The sequence below is a fragment of the Stenotrophomonas sp. STEN031 genome (assembly GCF_056759975.1).
Genome location: NZ_JBRREA010000085.1, coordinates 1 through 14,726, shown reverse-complemented (window position 1 = coordinate 14,726; position 14,726 = coordinate 1). Strand labels below are relative to the sequence as shown.

The following is a 14,726-nucleotide window of genomic DNA, read 5'->3' as shown; positions in this document are numbered from 1 at the left end:
CCCCCCCCGCCGCGCGCGGGCGGGGCGGCGGCGCCCGCCGGCGCCCCCCCCGCCCCCCCCCCCCCCCCCCCCCCCCCCCCCCCCCCCCCCCCCCCCACTACAGGGTGGGATTGCCGCTAGGGCCGCTGCCGCGCATGGCTCGGCTCTACTCTGCAATTGGCAGGCACAGGGTCTCTTTGACCTCTTCCATCACGATGTAGCTTTTGGATTCACGTACGTGCGGCAAGGTCAACAGAGTGCTGCCCAGCAGTTTGCGGTAGGAGGCCATTTCATTGATGCGCGCCTTGAGCAGGTAGTCGAAATCCCCGGACATCAGGTGGCACTCCAGCACGTTGGGCAGCTTCAGCGCGGCGCGGCGGAATTCCTCGAAGATATCGCCGGACTTGTAGGCCAGGCTTATCTCCACGAACACCAGCAGGCTGGCCTTCACCGAGGACGGGTCCAGCCGCGCGTAGTAACCGGTGATCACGCCTTCGCGCTCCAGCCGGCGTACGCGCTCGGTGCAGGGCGTGGTCGACAGGCCGACGCGCTCGCCCAGCTCGGTGAAGGAGATGCGCCCCTCCTGCTGCAGGATGCGCAGGATCTTGCGGTCGATCTTGTCCAGTTCGCGGCTGCGGGTGGCCATGGTGGCTCTGCTTTTGATGAACGAAACGGGAAATTAACCTGATTCGGCAAGCTAATACAGGGAAAACAACTGGCTGACCCTGAATATACTGCGCCGTTCCTAGCCCCTGCCGTCCCGTGTGCAGGGAATGATGTGGTCCGGAGAAAAAAATGCGCGTTCTGGTGCTTGGCAGCGGTGTGATCGGCACGACCAGTGCATGGTATCTGCGGCAGGCCGGCTTTGAGGTCACCGTGGTGGATCGGCAGCCGGCCCCGGCGCTGGAAACCAGCTTTGCCAATGCCGGCCAGCTGTCCTTCGGCTATACCTCGCCGTGGGCGGCACCGGGCGTGCCGTTCAAGGCGATCAAGTGGCTGTTCGAGGAACACGCGCCGCTGGCGATCCGCCCCACCGCCGACATGGCCCAGTACCGCTGGCTGTGGCAGATGCTGCGCAACTGCACCTCGGCCCGCTATGCGGTCAACAAGGCGCGCATGGTGCGGGTGTCCGACTACAGCCGCGACTGCATCAACGAGCTGCGCGCGTCCACCGGCATCGACTACGAAGGCCGCCAGCTGGGCACCACCCAGCTGTTCCGCACCCAGCAGCAGTTGGATGCCGCCGCCCAGGATATCGAGGTGCTGCGCGAGTACGGCGTGCCTTACGAAGTGCTGGACCGCCAGGGCATTGCGCGGGTGGAGCCGGCGCTGGCCGGCAAGACCGAGATGCTGGTCGGCGCACTGCGCCTGCCCGAAGACCAGACCGGCGATTGCCAGCTGTTCACCACCAAGCTGGCCGCACTGGCCGAAGCCGCCGGCGTCGAGTTCCGTTTCGACCAGGACATCGCCTCGATCCAGCGTGACGGCGACCGCATCACCGGCGTGCGCATCAACGGCAAGCTGGAAACCGCCGACCACTACGTGATCGCACTGGGCAGCTATTCGCCGCAGCTGCTGGCGCCGCTGGGCATGCAGCTGCCGGTGTATCCGCTGAAGGGCTATTCGCTGACCCTGCCGATCACCAATGCGGCGATGGCGCCGAACTCGACCATCCTCGACGAGAGCTACAAGATCGCCATCACCCGCTTCGAGGACCGCATCCGCGTTGGCGGCATGGCCGAAGTAGCCGGCTTCGACCTGTCGCTGGAGCCGCGTCGTCGCGCCACGCTGGAGAAGGTGGTCAAGGACCTGTATCCGGATGGCGGCGACCTGTCGCAGGCCAGCTTCTGGACCGGCCTGCGCCCGGCCACCCCGGACGGCACGCCGGTGATCGGCGCAACACCGTATCGCAACCTGTTCCTCAACACCGGCCACGGCACCCTGGGCTGGACCATGGCCGCTGGCTCGGGCCGCTACCTGGCCGACCTGATGAGCGGCAAACAGCCGCAGATCAGCACCGAAGGCCTGGATATCTTCCGCTACGGCAAGGGGCAGCACTGATGCGCCCGGCACAGGCACTGATCGACCTGGAGGCCCTGCGCCACAACTACCGCCTGGCCCGCCAGCTCGGTGGCGGCAAGGCGCTGGCGATCATCAAGGCCGATGCCTACGGTCATGGCGCGGTGCATTGCGCGCGCGCGCTGCAGGACGAGGCCGATGGCTTTGGCGTGGCCTGCATCGAAGAAGCCTTGGAACTGCGCCAGGCTGGCATCCGCGGCCCGATCCTGCTGATGGAAGGCTTCTTCGACGCGGCCGAACTGCCGTTGATCGTCGAGCATGATTTCTGGGTGGTGGTAGCCACGTCCTGGCAGCTGGAGGCGGTGGAGGCGTTCAAGACCGATGCCACGCTGCGTATCTGGCTGAAGCTGGACAGCGGCATGCACCGCCTGGGCCTGTCGCCGGAAGAATTCCGCGATGCGCATGCGCGCCTGAGCGCGTTGCCGCAGGTGGGTCCGCTGGTGCTGATGACCCATCTGGCGCGCGCCGATGAGCTGGACAGCAACCGCACCCGCGAACAGCTCGATGTTTTCGTGCGTGCGACGGAAGGTTTGGCAGGTGAAACCAGCCTGTGCAATTCGCCGGCACTGTTGGGCTGGCCGGACGTGCGCAGTGACTGGGTACGCCCGGGCCTGATGCTGTACGGCGCCGATCCGCTCTATCCGCAGCCCAGCCCGCATGCGGGTCAGCTGCGGCCGGTGATGACCCTGCAGTCGCGGGTGATCGCGGTACGCGAACTGGCTGTCGGCGAGCCGCTGGGTTATGGCGCACGTTTTGTGGCGGAAAAGCCGACCCGGGTGGGCGTGGTGGCGATGGGCTATGCCGATGGCTACCCGCAGTTCGCCCCCAATGGCACGCCGGTTCTGATCGACGGCGTGCCCGGGCAGCTGATCGGCCGCGTGTCGATGGACATGCTGACCGTGGACCTGACCGATCACCCGCAGGCCGCGCGTGGCAGCATCGTGCAGTTGTGGGGCAATGCGCCGACCATCTCGGAGCTGGCACCGCGCTGCAATACCAGTGCGTATCGCCTGCCGTGCAGCCTCAAGCGCACGCCGCGGGTGTATTTGTCGGCGTAACGCGTCTGCGGGATCGGGTAGTGCTGAGCCATGCTCGGCAGGGGCGTTACCGGTAAAGTTCCTGCCGAGCATGGCTCGGCACTACAGAAACAGAAAGGGCCGCAATGCGGCCCTCTCTGTTCTCAATCTACGTGTTGCACATCACAGCCCGGCAGTGCTTCGATCACTCTGCAGCTCGCGGCGCAGCCAGTCATTGAGCATGCGCTTCTCATAACGCAGCGGATCGGTGTTGCTGGGCAGGCTGCTGTTGAGCAGGTAGCCGGTGTCGGACAGCTTGCGCTCGCCCTGGTCGATGACCTGGCCATTGGCGTCGGTCAGGGTGAACTGCAGTTCGATCCGCGGCGGATAGATGTCGCGCATGATGCGCACATCATCCAGGCGCGGGCCGTGCCACGGCTCGTAGTCGCCGGCGCGCTTGATGTCGGTAATGGTCACGTCCAGCTTCTGTCCGGGCTGCAGCTGCTTGCTGGCCTGCTTGCGCAGGTGTTCGGCCAGGTCCTCCACCCAGTTGCCGCGCTGCGCATCCCAGCGGTTGCGGCTGTAGCGCAGCTCGGTGAACTGGCTTGGATCGGTCCATTGCACCTGCACCGGGCCTTCGACGTTCAGGGCATGCGGTGCCTGCGGATCGGACACAGTGCGGGGCTTGGCATCGGCACCGCCAACAGCCAGCAGGCAGGCCAGCGCAAGTCCGGTAACTGTCAGGGTTTTCATGACGTACTCCTGAGGACTTTGATGGTGGAAGTGTGCAACTGACACCCCTACGCTGCAATGAATCCGGTGCCAGTTCGCAACAGCAGATTGCGCGATGGTTCATCATCACAGGGTGTGGATGCTTGCTCGCCCAGACTGGCCACCACGTCCCACCCCCTCTTTGCCGCGCCCCCCGCCATCAGCCCATGCCCGCTCCCCGCCCGGACTCCCCCCTGTCGTTGCTGTCCCTGGATGAAGAGGATCTGGAAAGCTCCAGTCTTTATCGGGAAGTATTCAATGCGGTGGCCAGCGGTTTCTGTGTGATCGAGCTGGTGTTCGAGGACGGCACCGCGGTGGATTTCATCTACCGCAAGGTCAATGCCGGTTTCCAGAAGGTCACCGGCCTGAGCAATGTCACCGGTCGGCGCGCGAGCGAGGTGGTGCCGGCGATGGAGGCCGATTGGTTCCAGGCCTTTGGGCGGGTCGTCAGCGAGGGTGGGATCAGCCAGTTCGAGCGCCAGGTGTCGGAGCCGTCGCGCTGGTATTCGGTGGAGGCGGTCCGCATCGGCGCGCCGGAAAAACACCAGGTGGCGGTGTTTCTGTTCGATATCTCCGCACGCAAACGCATTGAAACCGAGCTGGCGGAAAGCGAGGCCCGTTTCAGCGCCTTGGCGGACGGCCTGCCGATGCCGGTCTGGGTGGTGGATGACCTGGGCCAGCTGCGCTTCGTCAATACCGCGTTCTTCACCTTCTTCGGCTTGCCGGCCGATCAGGATCTGGGCCCTGATCCCTGGCAGCGCTTCCTGCACCCGGATGAGCGGGCGTCATTCGAGTACGAGCTGCAGGCGGCCTTGAACGGCCGTACCGAGCTGCACACCAACACTCGTGTGCGCCGCCACGATGGGCAGTGGCGCTGGTTGGAAATGAACGCCGTGCCGCGTTTCTCGGCCGATGGCCGCTTCATTGGCCTGGCTGGCAACAGCCCGGATATCACCGAGCGCCGCGAGATCGAGATGGCACGTGAAGACCTGCTCACCGCCGAGCGCGTAGCGCGCAACGCGGCCGAAGGCATGGCGCGGATGAAGGATGAGTTCCTCGCCACCTTGTCGCATGAGCTGCGCACGCCATTGACCACGGTGCTGGGCTGGAGCGAGTTGTTGCTGCAGCGCATGGAGGACGATCACCCGATGCGTCGCGGCATGGAAGTGATCGCCAGTAGTGCGATGACGCAGAAGAACCTGATGTCGGACATGCTCGACCTGAGCAGCATGTTGCTGGGCAAGGTGCAGCTGGAGGTGGAGGTCCTGGATCTGTGCGAGCAGCTGCGCGAGGCGGTACGCGCGCAGGAGCTGGTGGCCGAGGGCAAGGCGCAGACCGTGGTGCTGGACCTGCCCGAGCTGCCGCAGCCGGTACTGGGCGATGCCACCCGTCTGCAGCAGATCCTCGGCAACCTGCTGTCCAACGCAATCAAGTTCACGCCGGTGGAAGGGCGCATCGAGATCAGCCTGCTGCACGAAGCCGGGCACCTGGTGGTACAGATCAAGGACGACGGCGACGGCATCGCGGCGGAGTTCCTGGAGCATCTTTTCAGTCGTTTCAGCCAGGCCGACAGCACTACCACCCGCCGTCACGGTGGCCTGGGGCTGGGCCTGGCCATCGTCCAGCAGCTGACGGAGTTGCATGGCGGTACCGTCTCTGCGGCCAGCGCCGGGCCGGGGCTGGGTTCCACGTTCCGCGTGTGCCTGCCGGAGTTCCAGGCGCAGAAGGCGGCGCGCCACCCGCGCCGGCGCGTCCAGCGCGGCCGCATCGGCGAGCAGGTGGTGGTGCCCAATGCCCTGCAAGGTCTGCGCGTGCTGGCGGTCGAAGACCAGCTCGACATGCTCGGCTACATCCGCCGCCTGCTGGAAGAGCAAGGGGCATCGGTGGTCACCGCGGGTACTGCCGCCGAGGCGTTGGAACTGCTGGACCTGCGCGGGCATACCGCGTTTGATGTGCTGATCAGCGATATCGGCATGCCGGGCATGGACGGTTATGGGCTGATCCACACCCTGCGCCAGACCCTGGGGGTCAGTGGCGAAGAACTGCCGGCGGTGGCGGTGACCGCACTGGCGCGGGCCGACGACCGGCGCCGTGCGTTTTCCTCGGGTTTCCAGGGGCATCTGGCCAAGCCGTACAGCGTGGCTCAACTGATTGCGGCGATCCGCGATGCGCGTTTGCCGCGCTGAAATAGTTGGTTCTTCTCTCAACTGAAGGCGAAAGATCCGATGCCAGGGGACGTGCAGCGGATTGCGGGTGACTCAAATGCTCTGTGGATGGGGCAGAAGATGTGGGAGCTGCGTGAGCCGCGAAGCTCAGGGTGCTGACGCTACTGGCATCTGCCCCATCTGCGGATGCACCGGCTTCGCGGCTCATGCCGCTCCCTCAAAATCTTTGCACGGATTTCACGCGGAAAAACGGTACTGTGACGGCGTTCACTCATGGACGCTGCCATGCCCCTGTACGCGCCCCATGTTTACTCCGACCCGATGCTGATCGCATCGCTGGAGGCCTTGCTCGGCGAGTTGCCGGAGCAGGCCCGGGTCATGTTGGTCCTCAAGGATGGCAGCCGCGTGGCTGGCACGGTCACCGCGCAGCCGGCGTTGCAGCACTTCGCCGACCATAACGAGGAGCCAGGGGTGAATGCGACGGTGCGTCTGGAAGACCTGCTACGGGCCTGCCAGCAGCATGTGGTGTGGCTGGACAGCGTATTGCAGGTACTGCACCTGCCGCCCGCCGAACCTTGAGGCGGCGTCTCGCCAGAGCCCATTCAGCTGCGCGGAGCCGGTGATCGGGGCCGGCCCGGTAGAATGGCGGGCCCTGCTAGACGAATGACCGGCATGCCTGCTCCGCACGACGCTCCGTTGGAAACCCTGTTCCTCCCGTTCTCCAAGGCTGGCCTGCGCTGGCCACAAGGACCGGTACTGTTCCTGCGCGCGCGCGATGGTTGGCCGCTGCGCGAGCATGCAGACAGTAACCAGCTGGTCTGCGCACAGAGCTTCCGCCCGTTTGCCGAGGCGCTGCAGCGTAGCGGCTGGGAAGTGCGCGACGAGCAGGCACTGGAGCAGTCCGACGAGCGTTACGCGCTGGTGCTGGTGCTGCCACCGCGGCAGCGCGACGAAGCCCGCGCGCTGTTCGCGCAGGCGCTGGGCAAGCTGGCCCCGGGCGGCATCATCCTCGCTTGCCAGTCCAATAACGAGGGCGCCCGCTCCGGTGAAAGCGACCTGCAGCAGTTGGCGGGGCTGGGCGGCACGCTGACCAAGAACCACTGCCGCGCCTACTGGTCGCTGCCGGCCGAAGGCCAGCACGACGCGGCGCTGTACCAGCGCTGGGCGGCACTGGATGCACCGCGCAAGATCGTCGACGGCCGCTTCCTGAGCCGCCCGGGCGTGTTTGCCTGGGACCGTATCGATCCGGCTTCGGCCCTGCTGGTCGAGCAGCTGCCCGCGGATCTGGCCGGCCGTGGCGCCGACCTGGGCGCCGGCTGGGGCTATCTGTCGGCCGAAGTGCTGGCACGCTGCCCCAAGGTCACTGCGCTGGATCTGTACGAAGCCGAGGCGCGTGCGCTGGCCCTGGCCCGCCACAACCTGGCCGACGTCGGCGAGCGGGTGAAGCTGGATTTCCGTTGGCAGGACGTCACCGCCGGTATTGATGGCCGTTACGACTTCGTCGTCTCCAATCCGCCGTTCCACACCCCGGCGCGCGAAGACCGGCCCGACATCGGCCGCCGCTTCATCGCCGTGGCCGCGCAGTCGCTGCGTCCGGGCGGGCAGTTGTTCATGGTTGCCAACCGCCATCTGCCCTACGAGCAGATCCTGACCGAGAGTTTCGGTGAAGTGCGGGTTGCTGCCGAGCGTGATGGCTTCAAGGTCATCGTCGGCACCCGGGGCCGCGCATGAAGCTGGTCAAGCACATCGCCAACCTTGGTTACGGCAGTCGCAAGCAGGTCCAGCAGATGTTCCGCGAAGGCCGCATCACCGATGCGCAGGGTGAGGTGCTGTATGCCGACGACAAGGTCGAACACGACAATATCCGCATCGATGACGAAGTGCTGGACCCGCCACCTGGCTTGACCCTGATGCTGCACAAGCCGGCTGGCTACACCTGTTCGACCAAGGACCAGGGCAGGTTGATCTATGACCTGCTGCCCGATCGCTTCCGCGACCGTGATCCGGTGCTGTCCAGCGTGGGCCGGCTGGACCGCGACACCTCGGGGCTGCTGCTGATGACCGATGACGGCCAGCTGCTGCACCGCATCGTCTCGCCCAAGTCGAAGCTGGACAAGGTCTACGAAGCGCAGCTGGCGCAGGATCTGGACGGCAGCGAAGGTGCACGTTTCGCCAGCGGCACGCTGCTGCTGGAGTCGGACGACAAGCCCTTGCTGCCGGCCGAGCTTGAGGTGCTGGGTCCACGCGCCGTGCGCCTGACCCTGCACGAAGGCCGCTACCACCAGGTGAGGCGCATGTTTGCCGCGGTCGGCAACCACGTGCAGGCGCTGCACCGCTCGCGTATCGGCGGCCTGGGGCTGGGCGATCTGCCTGAAGGGCAATGGCGTCAGCTGGACGCCGCCGACCTGGCCGTGTTGTTTGGAGAAAAGGCGTGATGGAATTGCGTTTCCGCCCGCAGGCGGTGGTGTTCGACATGGACGGCCTGATGCTGGACAGCGAACGCGCCTTGATGGGCTGTCTGGAACACACCGCACAGCAGCATGGCTATGTATTGCCGCCCCCGCTGTTGCTGTCCCTGATCGGCTCGTCCGATGCGACCACCCGGCAGAAACTGGCCGACGTGCTGGGCTTCGAACGTACCGATGCACTGCTGGCCGCTTCCTATGCACGCTATGCCGGCATCGTTGATGCCGGGGTGCCGCTGCGGCCGGGCATCATCGAGTTGCTGGAACTGCTGCGTGAGCACGAGATGCCACGTGCGGTAGCTACCGCCACCCGTTCACCGTTGGCCCAGCGCAAGCTGGAGGCGGCCGGGCTGCTGCAGTATTTCCAGTTCGTTGCCACAAGCAGCGATGTGGCCCATTCCAAGCCGGCCCCGGACATCTACCTGCACGCCGCACGCGGCCTGGGCGTCCCTCCCGCGCATTGCCTGGCATTGGAAGATTCACCCACCGGTGTACGTGCCGCTTTGGCCGCCGGCATGACCACGATCCAGATTCCGGACCTGTTGGAGCCGGACGAAGAAGTGCGCGGCTACGGTCATCACATCACCGCCTCGCTGCACGATGTGCGCGAGCTGCTGCAGCAATGGCTGCCGGTAAGCGCAGCCTAGGCCTCACCGTAGTGCCGAGCCATGCTCGGCAAGGGGCTGTACCAGGAATGCCGCAGCCAGACGTTCCGCCTGTAGTGCCGAGCCATGCTCGGCATGAGGCCTTGCCGGTAACGCCCCTGCCGAGCATGGCTCGGCACTACATTGGACATTGCCAGTAAAGCCTCATGCCGAGCATGGCTCGGCACTACAGGTCATCTCTCAGGCGTTGCCTTCACCGCCGCCCAGCACCCGATGCCAGCCTTCCACGCCCAGCTTGTCCAGCGTGGCGATGTTGCGCTCGACAATCACATCCGGGTCGGGGAAAGCGGCCACCGCGCGCTCCACGCTGTCTTCGCGCAGCAGGTGCAGGGTGGGGTAGGGCGAGCGGTTCGTGTAGTTGCTCACATCGTCCGGCGCAGCACCGGCGAACTGGTACTGCGGGTGGAAACTGGCCACCTGCAGGATGCCCTGCAGATCCAGTGCTTCCACCGCCGCGTCCGCGTTCTCTAGGAAGTCGTTGTAGTCCAGGAAATCTTCCAGCACTTCCGGGTGGATGATCAGCGTGGTGTCGATCTGCTCGGCCGGGGTGTCGCGCAACAACACCAGCTCCTCGGCCAGCTGCTCCAGCAGCGCCTCGGGCGTGCTCGCATCGCTGAGCACGAAGCGCACCTGCTGCTTGACGTAGACGGCCTTGGCGAACGGGCACAGGTTCAGGCCAATCACGGCCTTCTCCACCCAGTTGCGGGTGACGGCGATGGGATCGATGGCGGCTTCTTCGTTCATGGCTGGTTCGTTCATGGCGGGAGCTTGGGCTGGCAGGGCAGGCGATTGTAGTGGCCAACCACGTCGGCTGCCGTGCTGGTGTCATCGCGGTGACGTTCACTGTCCACAAACTGGACAGCATGCATTGTTGAAATCCCCATGCTTTCAGCGGCTTGCAAGGATCTCGCCGGCGGCTAATAGGCAGCTGCCGGGCGCAGGTATTCAATGTCGGCACAGACCCCGCTAGGAGTACAGGCAATGGCAGAACAGGCATTTCTTCCCCGCGCGTTGTGGGCGGGCAAGCAGTTTGATGGTCAATGGCAGGCCGGTAGCAGCCAGCAGGATGTGATCGAGCCAGCCACCGGCAAGATACTGGGCAGCATCGCGATGGCCGACCCGGCGCAGATCGCACGCTCGGCCGCTGCCGCCGCCAAGGCGCAGCGCGACTGGGCCAACGCACCTTATGAAACCCGCGCGCAGGTGCTGCGTCGCGCCGCGCAGCTGGCCGATGAACACGCTGCCGAGATCATCGACTGGCTGGTGCGTGAGTCCGGTTCAACCAGGCTCAAGGCCGGCTTCGAGAACAAGGTAAGCACCAAGGCCCTGCACGAGGCCGTCGCGCTGCCTTCGCGCAGCGTTGGTGAGATCCTGCCGTCGGCGTCGGGTCGGTTGAATCTGGCGCGACGTCGACCGCTGGGTGTGGTCGGAGTGATCTCGCCGTTCAACTTCCCCTTGTACCTGGCGATGCGTGCCGTTGCGCCGGCGCTGGCGCTGGGCAATGCGGTGGTGCTCAAGCCGGATCCGCGTACGGCGGTCTGCGGTGGATTCGTGATTGCGCGCCTGTTTGAACTGGCCGGATTGCCGGCGGGTGTGTTGCATGTGTTGCCGGGCGACGGCGCAGCGGGTGCGGCGCTGACCAGTGATCCGAATATCGCCATGATCCAGTTCACCGGCTCCACCGCTGCCGGCCGCAAGGTAGGTGAAGCAGCTGGCCGGCATCTGAAGAAAGTGTCGCTGGAACTCGGCGGCAAAAATGCGCTGATCGTGCTCGACGATGCCGACATCGACCTGGCCATCGCCAATACCGCCTGGGGCGTCTACCTGCACCAGGGCCAGATCTGCATGGCCACCGGTCGCGTGCTGGTTCAACGTGGCATCTATGCGCAGTTCCTGGAAAAGCTCATCGCCAAAGCGCAATCACTGACCGTCGGTGATCCGGCGCTTGCCGATGTCGCGCTGGGCCCCTTGATCAACGCACAGCAGCGTGACCATGCCGCGCGCGTTGTGGCCGAGGCGGCAGCGGCCGGGGCGACACTGGAAACCGGCGGCACCTATCAGGATCTGTTCTTCGAGCCGACCGTGCTCAGTGGCGTGGACAAGACCAATCCTGCTTTCCGTGAGGAGATCTTCGCACCGGTGGCGGTGGTGGTGCCGTTCGACAGCGATGAAGACGCCGCAGCGTTGGCCAACGACACCGAGTACGGCCTGTCGATGGCCATCGTCTCCAGCAATGTTGGCCGTGCCCTGAAGCTGGGCGAACAACTGCACACCGGCATCCTGCATATCAACGACCAGACCGTGAATGACGAGGTCGTCAATCCGTTTGGCGGTGTCGGTGCCTCCGGCAATGGCAGCAGCATCGGCGGCCCGGCCAACATCGAAGAGTTCACCCAATGGCAGTGGCTGACCATCAAGGGCGAAGCCCCGGCCTATCCACTCTGAACAGGAGAAACCCATGAGTGCATCTGCAGAACTGCGTGACATCACCGTGGCGGTGGTGCGCGAGAAGGAAAAGCCGTTCACCATCGAGAAGGCGCGCATCCGCGGGCCCAAGGATGACGAGGTGCTGGTGCGTGTCGTTGCGACCGGCCTGTGCCATACCGACCTGATCGTGCGCGACCAGTACTACCCGGTGCCGTTGCCGGCAGTACTTGGCCATGAAGGTGCGGGCGTGATCGAAGCGCTGGGCCCGGGTGTCAAGGATCTGAAGGTCGGCGACCATGTAGTGCTCACCTACGGTGCCTGCGGGCATTGCAATCCCTGCAGTGGCGGTCATGGTGCGTACTGCAAGGATTTCTACGGGCTGAACTTCGGCGGTGGTGAACTGGACGGCAGCACCGCCATCCAGGACCCGCACGGCCAGCCGCTGCACGATCATTTCTTCGCCCAGTCCTCGTTCGCAACCTACGCGCTGAGCCGCGAGAACAATGCGATCAAGGTGCCGGTCGATGCGCCGTTGGAGCTGCTCGGCCCGTTGGGCTGTGGCATCCAGACCGGTGCCGGTGCGGTGATCAACTCGCTCAAGGTCGGCGCTGGCAGCAGCTTTGCGTCCTATGGTGCGGGTGCGGTTGGCTTGAGTGCGGTGATGGCTGCGCGTGTGGCCGGTGCCACCACCATCATCGCCATCGACGTGGTGCCGTCGCGGCTGGAGCTGGCCAAGGAACTGGGTGCCACCCATACGATCAACAGCCGCGAGGTGGATGTGATCGAGGCGGTGCGTGCCATCACCGACGGCGGTGCTGACTTCGCGCTGGAATCCACCGGTCGCCCGGAGGTGTTGGCGCAGGGCATCGAAGCGCTGGGCGGGTTGGGCATGATCGGCGTGGTGGGTGCGCCCAAGCTGGGCACCAAGGCCGAGTTCGATGTCAACAACCTGCTGCTGGGTGGGCGTAGCATCCGCGGCATCGTCGAAGGCGACAGCGTGCCCAAGGTATTCATCCCACAGCTGGTACAGCTGTACCAGCAGGGCCGCTTCCCGTTCGACAAGCTGGTGAAGTTCTATCGTTTGGAGCAGATCAACCAGGCAGCCGAAGACAGCACCAAGGGCATTACCTTGAAGCCCATCCTCAAGATCGGTTGATGGAACAAACCATCGCGGGCCGAACGGCTCCGCGATGGCAATTCAGTCAGCGAGCGAGGTGTAGGCTGGGTGCAGTTGTCTGGAGGACGCCCATGGCCACCACGCTCGTGCAGCAGCAACGCCTGGCAGCAGCGCGACAGCGCTTCGCGGAAGGCGGCAGCCTGCCTGCGCAACTGCTGGCACCGGCCGTGCTGCGTTCCTGGGAACGCTCGCGGCAAGCGGGCGTGCGTCCGCAGCAGGCGCCACAGTATTCTTCGTTGGTGCAACGCAAGCTGCGTCTGGACGATCCGGTGGATCGTTTGTTGGCGCGGTGCGTGCGCCAGGACATGGATGACCTGTGGGCGGCGTTCGGTGGCCGCCGTTGGACCCTGTTCTGCGTCAACCGCGACGGCCTGATCATCGCCCAACGCGAACACGGCCTGGGCGATGAGGCGATACTGCGGCCGATCCAGCTAGGGCGGCGCGTGCGTGAGATCGAGATCGGCACCACCGCGCCGTCCTGCGCACTGGCCGAGGATGCGCCGGCCCTGGTACGCGGGAACGAGCATTACCTTGATGAGTTCTCTCAGGTCTATTGCCTGAGCGTGCCCCTGCACGGCGCCGATGGTGAAGTACTGGGCGCACTGGATATCACCGGCATCGGCGAGCGTGACAGCGAGTTGCTGCGCGGCTACTTCCGCCAGGCCGCGTTGTCGATAGAGAACCAGTTGATCCAGCAGCAGCGTGACTGCCATCTACTGGCCGTGCAGCACGACGCGCGTTGGCTGGGCACGCCGCTACAGGGCGTGCTGGCGGTGGGCGAAGACGGCCAGCTGCGTGCCGCAAACAGCGTGGCGCGGCGCCTTCTCGGCCTTCCGCGCAGTGGTGTCTTGCCGTTGATGACATTGGACGCAATGTTTGCCGAAGCCAGCACGCACCAGCGTCGCCGCCTGCTGCAGGTCGGGCCGGTACATCGGGTGCCGCTGCGTGCAGACAGCGCCTTGCAGGTTCAGTACCTGCGCGGACCGGTGCGCGCGCGTGCCAGTACCCAGGCGGTTGCGGTGGCAGCGACGGGTTCGCTACGTAGCCAGGGCGCACAGGCGGTGCGCGAGGCGGTGGCGGCGCATGCCGGCAATCTCAGCGCCGCGGCACGTCAGCTGGGTATTTCGCGCACCACCCTGTACCGCAAGCTGCAGCAGGCCGGTTGAGCCTGCTGCAACGGGTTCAGATCAGTCGCGGAAGTTGTCGAACTGCAGCGGCTGTTCGAAGTCGCCCTTCTTCAGCAGCGCCATCACTTCCTGCAGGTCATCGCGCTTCTTGCCATTGACGCGCAGCTTGTCGCCGTTGATCTGGGTGTCGACCTTGATCTTGGATTCCTTGATCTTGGCGGCGATCTGCTTGGCCAGCTTCTGCTCGATACCCTGCTTGACCGTCACCTGCTGGCGCGCGCCACCCAGGTTGGTCTCGATGTCGCCGAATTCCATGCAACGGAAGTCGATGTTACGCGCGGCCAGGCGCTGCTTGAGGATGTCCGACATCTGCTTGAGCTGGAAATCGGTGGGGGCGGTGAGCTTGATCAACTTCTCGCCATCCTGCTCAAAGCTTGCGGCCACGCCCTTGAAATCGAAGCGGGTGGACAGCTCGCGGTTGGCCTGGTCGATGGCGTTGGTCAGCTCGTGCTTGTCAACTTCGGATACGACGTCAAAAGAAGGCATGGGGCCTGCTCCAATCAGAAAACAGCGGCCATTCTAGGCGATTGGCGGGGAGGGGATGGTGGAAGACGGACGGTGCCGATGCCGATAGGCGTCGGCGGTGCTTCTGCCTTGGCTTCTGCCGTTGCTTCTGTCTTGGCTTGTGTTGTTGCTGTTGCCGTTTCTTTTGCTTTTCAAGCTCGTCATTCCCGCGAAGGCGGGAATCGGTCCTGGTGTTGGTGCGGGATTTGCGGTGGTGTGGTTGCTCGTTGGGTCGGCGGAAAGGAAGCGCGCGGCCAACGCGGTTCCCCGCGTCGCGGGGATGCCGGGGGC

Annotated in this window: 15 protein-coding genes; 11 read left to right on the top strand and 4 right to left on the bottom strand. The window is 65.1% G+C overall.

Annotated features, from left to right (window positions below; all coding sequences use genetic code 11):
* Window positions 1-145 precede the first annotated feature (145 nt).
* Window positions 146-625 carry a winged helix-turn-helix transcriptional regulator gene (locus ACVOLQ_RS21245; protein WP_057626761.1) on the bottom strand — a complete coding sequence of 160 codons (480 nt, stop codon included), beginning with the start codon at window positions 623-625 and terminating at the stop codon, window positions 146-148.
* Window positions 626-774: 149 nt separating this feature from the next.
* On the opposite strand from ACVOLQ_RS21245, the gene ACVOLQ_RS21240 reads away from it, so the two are divergent.
* Window positions 775-2,040, top strand: a complete 1,266-nt coding sequence (locus ACVOLQ_RS21240) for a D-amino acid dehydrogenase (RefSeq protein ID WP_313495389.1) — start codon at window positions 775-777, stop codon at window positions 2,038-2,040.
* A complete protein-coding gene (gene alr, locus ACVOLQ_RS21235) occupies window positions 2,040-3,116 on the top strand; it encodes an alanine racemase (RefSeq protein ID WP_481529222.1) in 1,077 nt (358 codons plus the stop codon). The genes ACVOLQ_RS21240 and alr overlap by 1 nt, the downstream gene beginning before the upstream one ends.
* Before the next feature lie 141 nt (window positions 3,117-3,257).
* Here the strand turns inward: alr and ACVOLQ_RS21230 are convergent, their stop codons facing one another.
* Window positions 3,258-3,827 (bottom strand): DUF3016 domain-containing protein, encoded by a 570-nt coding sequence (locus tag ACVOLQ_RS21230; protein WP_313174327.1) that lies wholly within the window; start codon window positions 3,825-3,827, stop codon window positions 3,258-3,260.
* A 185-nt stretch (window positions 3,828-4,012) separates the two neighbouring features.
* Here ACVOLQ_RS21230 and ACVOLQ_RS21225 point away from each other — a divergent pair, with 185 nt between their 5' ends.
* The 5 genes from ACVOLQ_RS21225 (at window position 4,013) to ACVOLQ_RS21205 (ending at window position 9,122) form a co-directional block, all read left to right on the top strand.
* Window positions 4,013-6,031 carry an ATP-binding response regulator gene (locus ACVOLQ_RS21225; RefSeq protein ID WP_481529221.1) on the top strand — a complete coding sequence of 673 codons (2,019 nt, stop codon included), beginning with the start codon at window positions 4,013-4,015 and terminating at the stop codon, window positions 6,029-6,031.
* Between the two features lie 264 nt (window positions 6,032-6,295).
* The gene (locus ACVOLQ_RS21220) at window positions 6,296-6,589 is read left to right on the top strand and encodes a DUF3247 family protein (RefSeq protein WP_313174324.1); all 294 of its coding nucleotides are present in this window, start codon (window positions 6,296-6,298) and stop codon (window positions 6,587-6,589) included.
* Between the two features lie 93 nt (window positions 6,590-6,682).
* Window positions 6,683-7,741 carry a class I SAM-dependent methyltransferase gene (locus ACVOLQ_RS21215; protein ID WP_481529220.1) on the top strand — a complete coding sequence of 353 codons (1,059 nt, stop codon included), beginning with the start codon at window positions 6,683-6,685 and terminating at the stop codon, window positions 7,739-7,741.
* On the top strand, window positions 7,738-8,445 hold the full coding sequence (locus ACVOLQ_RS21210) for a pseudouridine synthase (RefSeq protein WP_481529219.1): 708 nt from the start codon (window positions 7,738-7,740) through the stop codon (window positions 8,443-8,445). The genes ACVOLQ_RS21215 and ACVOLQ_RS21210 overlap by 4 nt, the downstream gene beginning before the upstream one ends.
* Complete coding sequence (locus tag ACVOLQ_RS21205; RefSeq protein WP_481529218.1) at window positions 8,445-9,122, top strand: HAD family hydrolase; 678 nt, start codon at window positions 8,445-8,447, stop codon at window positions 9,120-9,122. The genes ACVOLQ_RS21210 and ACVOLQ_RS21205 overlap by 1 nt, the downstream gene beginning before the upstream one ends.
* Window positions 9,123-9,320: 198 nt before the next feature.
* On the opposite strand, the gene ACVOLQ_RS21200 is transcribed toward ACVOLQ_RS21205, so the two are convergent.
* Window positions 9,321-9,884, bottom strand: a complete 564-nt coding sequence (locus tag ACVOLQ_RS21200; RefSeq protein WP_481529217.1) for a DUF1415 domain-containing protein — start codon at window positions 9,882-9,884, stop codon at window positions 9,321-9,323.
* Between the two features lie 237 nt (window positions 9,885-10,121).
* On the opposite strand from ACVOLQ_RS21200, the gene ACVOLQ_RS21195 reads away from it, so the two are divergent.
* The 3 genes from ACVOLQ_RS21195 (at window position 10,122) to ACVOLQ_RS21185 (ending at window position 13,910) form a co-directional block, all read left to right on the top strand.
* Window positions 10,122-11,585 carry a benzaldehyde dehydrogenase gene (locus tag ACVOLQ_RS21195; RefSeq protein WP_481529216.1) on the top strand — a complete coding sequence of 488 codons (1,464 nt, stop codon included), beginning with the start codon at window positions 10,122-10,124 and terminating at the stop codon, window positions 11,583-11,585.
* Between the two features lie 13 nt (window positions 11,586-11,598).
* Window positions 11,599-12,723, top strand: a complete 1,125-nt coding sequence (locus ACVOLQ_RS21190) for an NAD(P)-dependent alcohol dehydrogenase (RefSeq protein WP_481529215.1) — start codon at window positions 11,599-11,601, stop codon at window positions 12,721-12,723.
* Window positions 12,724-12,815: 92 nt separating this feature from the next.
* Window positions 12,816-13,910: a helix-turn-helix domain-containing protein gene (locus ACVOLQ_RS21185; protein ID WP_481529214.1), complete on the top strand. Its 1,095-nt coding sequence runs from the start codon at window positions 12,816-12,818 to the stop codon at window positions 13,908-13,910.
* A 21-nt stretch (window positions 13,911-13,931) separates the two neighbouring features.
* Here ACVOLQ_RS21185 and ACVOLQ_RS21180 read toward each other — a convergent pair whose 3' ends face one another.
* Window positions 13,932-14,417: a YajQ family cyclic di-GMP-binding protein gene (locus ACVOLQ_RS21180; RefSeq protein WP_293705345.1), complete on the bottom strand. Its 486-nt coding sequence runs from the start codon at window positions 14,415-14,417 to the stop codon at window positions 13,932-13,934.
* Window positions 14,418-14,514: 97 nt separating this feature from the next.
* On the opposite strand from ACVOLQ_RS21180, the gene ACVOLQ_RS21175 reads away from it, so the two are divergent.
* A partial coding sequence (locus ACVOLQ_RS21175) for a hypothetical protein (protein ID WP_481529213.1) occupies window positions 14,515-14,726 on the top strand: 212 nt, incomplete at its 3' end.

Excerpts from the sequence above, each read along its gene's own strand:
- ACVOLQ_RS21220 (WP_313174324.1), top strand. The coding sequence starts at position 6,296 with ATGCCCCTGTACGCGCCCCATGTTTACTCCGACCCGATGCTGATCGCA.
- ACVOLQ_RS21245 (WP_057626761.1), bottom strand. The coding sequence starts at position 625 with ATGGCCACCCGCAGCCGCGAACTGGACAAGATCGACCGCAAGATCCTG.
- ACVOLQ_RS21215 (WP_481529220.1), top strand. The coding sequence starts at position 6,683 with ATGCCTGCTCCGCACGACGCTCCGTTGGAAACCCTGTTCCTCCCGTTC.
- ACVOLQ_RS21230 (WP_313174327.1), bottom strand. The coding sequence starts at position 3,827 with ATGAAAACCCTGACAGTTACCGGACTTGCGCTGGCCTGCCTGCTGGCT.
- alr (WP_481529222.1), top strand. The coding sequence starts at position 2,040 with ATGCGCCCGGCACAGGCACTGATCGACCTGGAGGCCCTGCGCCACAAC.
- ACVOLQ_RS21195 (WP_481529216.1), top strand. The coding sequence starts at position 10,122 with ATGGCAGAACAGGCATTTCTTCCCCGCGCGTTGTGGGCGGGCAAGCAG.
- ACVOLQ_RS21185 (WP_481529214.1), top strand. The coding sequence starts at position 12,816 with ATGGCCACCACGCTCGTGCAGCAGCAACGCCTGGCAGCAGCGCGACAG.
- ACVOLQ_RS21205 (WP_481529218.1), top strand. The coding sequence starts at position 8,445 with ATGGAATTGCGTTTCCGCCCGCAGGCGGTGGTGTTCGACATGGACGGC.
- ACVOLQ_RS21190 (WP_481529215.1), top strand. The coding sequence starts at position 11,599 with ATGAGTGCATCTGCAGAACTGCGTGACATCACCGTGGCGGTGGTGCGC.
- ACVOLQ_RS21200 (WP_481529217.1), bottom strand. The coding sequence starts at position 9,884 with ATGAACGAAGAAGCCGCCATCGATCCCATCGCCGTCACCCGCAACTGG.
- ACVOLQ_RS21180 (WP_293705345.1), bottom strand. The coding sequence starts at position 14,417 with ATGCCTTCTTTTGACGTCGTATCCGAAGTTGACAAGCACGAGCTGACC.
- ACVOLQ_RS21210 (WP_481529219.1), top strand. The coding sequence starts at position 7,738 with ATGAAGCTGGTCAAGCACATCGCCAACCTTGGTTACGGCAGTCGCAAG.
- ACVOLQ_RS21225 (WP_481529221.1), top strand. The coding sequence starts at position 4,013 with ATGCCCGCTCCCCGCCCGGACTCCCCCCTGTCGTTGCTGTCCCTGGAT.
- ACVOLQ_RS21240 (WP_313495389.1), top strand. The coding sequence starts at position 775 with ATGCGCGTTCTGGTGCTTGGCAGCGGTGTGATCGGCACGACCAGTGCA.